1 protein-coding gene is annotated in these 1,039 nt (G+C 69.1%); it reads right to left on the minus strand.

What is annotated here, in order from left to right; all coding sequences use genetic code 11:
- A partial coding sequence (locus ACFY9S_RS40660; protein ID WP_391139186.1) for an alpha-amylase family glycosyl hydrolase occupies nucleotides 1–1,039 on the minus strand: 1,039 nt, incomplete at both ends.

Consider the following 1,039-nt stretch of genomic DNA (forward strand, 5'->3'; position numbering starts at 1 on the left):
TGTTCTCACACAGCTCGTAGCCGGAGTAGATGCCCCAGGTGGGAGAGAGGGTCGCCGCGAGCACGGCCCGGACCTCGAAGGCGGGCCGGCCGCCGTGCTGGAGGTAGGCGGGCAGGATGTCGGGGGTGTTGGCGAAGAAGTTCGGCCGCATGTAGGACGCGGCCTCACCGGAGAGCTCCGTCAGGTACTCGGTCAGCTCCTGCTTGGTGTCGCGCCAGGTGAAGTACGTGTACGACTGCTGGAAGCCGATCTGGGCCAGGGTGTGCATCATCGCCGGCCGGGTGAAGGCCTCCGCCAGGAAGATCACATCCGGGTCGGTGCGGTTGACCTCCCCGATGACCCGCTCCCAGAACACCACCGGCTTGGTGTGCGGATTGTCCACCCGGAAGATCCGCACCCCGCAGTCCATCCAGTGCCGCAGCACCCGCACCGTCTCGGCGACCAGGCCGTCCATGTCGGCGTCGAAGGCGATGGGGTAGATGTCCTGGTACTTCTTCGGCGGGTTCTCCGCATAGGCGATGGTGCCGTCCGGGCGGTGGTGGAACCACTCCGGATGCTTCTGCACCCAGGGATGGTCCGGGGAGCACTGCAAAGCGAAGTCCAGCGCCACCTCCATGCCCAGCTCCCGCGCCCGCCGCACGAACCGGACGAAGTCCTCCAGCGTGCCCAGGTCCGGGTGCACGGCGTCGTGACCGCCCTCGGGCGAGCCGATCGCCCAGGGCACGCCGACATCGTCCGGGCCGGGGGAGAGGGTGTTGTTCCTCCCCTTGCGGAACGTGCTGCCGATCGGGTGGATCGGCGGCAGGTAGACCACGTCGAAGCCCATCGCCGCGATCGCCGGGAGTCTGCGGGACGCCGTGGCGAACGTGCCGTGCGGCTGCTCGCGCGTGCCCTCCGAACGCGGGAAGAACTCGTACCAGGACCCGTACAGCGCCCGCTCCCGTTCCACCAGCAGCGGCAGCGGCTCGCTGCTGGTGACCAGATCCCGCAGCGGATGCCGCGCCAGGACCTCCTCCACCTCCGGCGTCAACGCCCCCGC

The organism is Streptomyces sp. NPDC012474 (genome assembly GCF_042955185.1).
Lineage (GTDB): Bacteria > Actinomycetota > Actinomycetes > Streptomycetales > Streptomycetaceae > Streptomyces > Streptomyces cahuitamycinicus.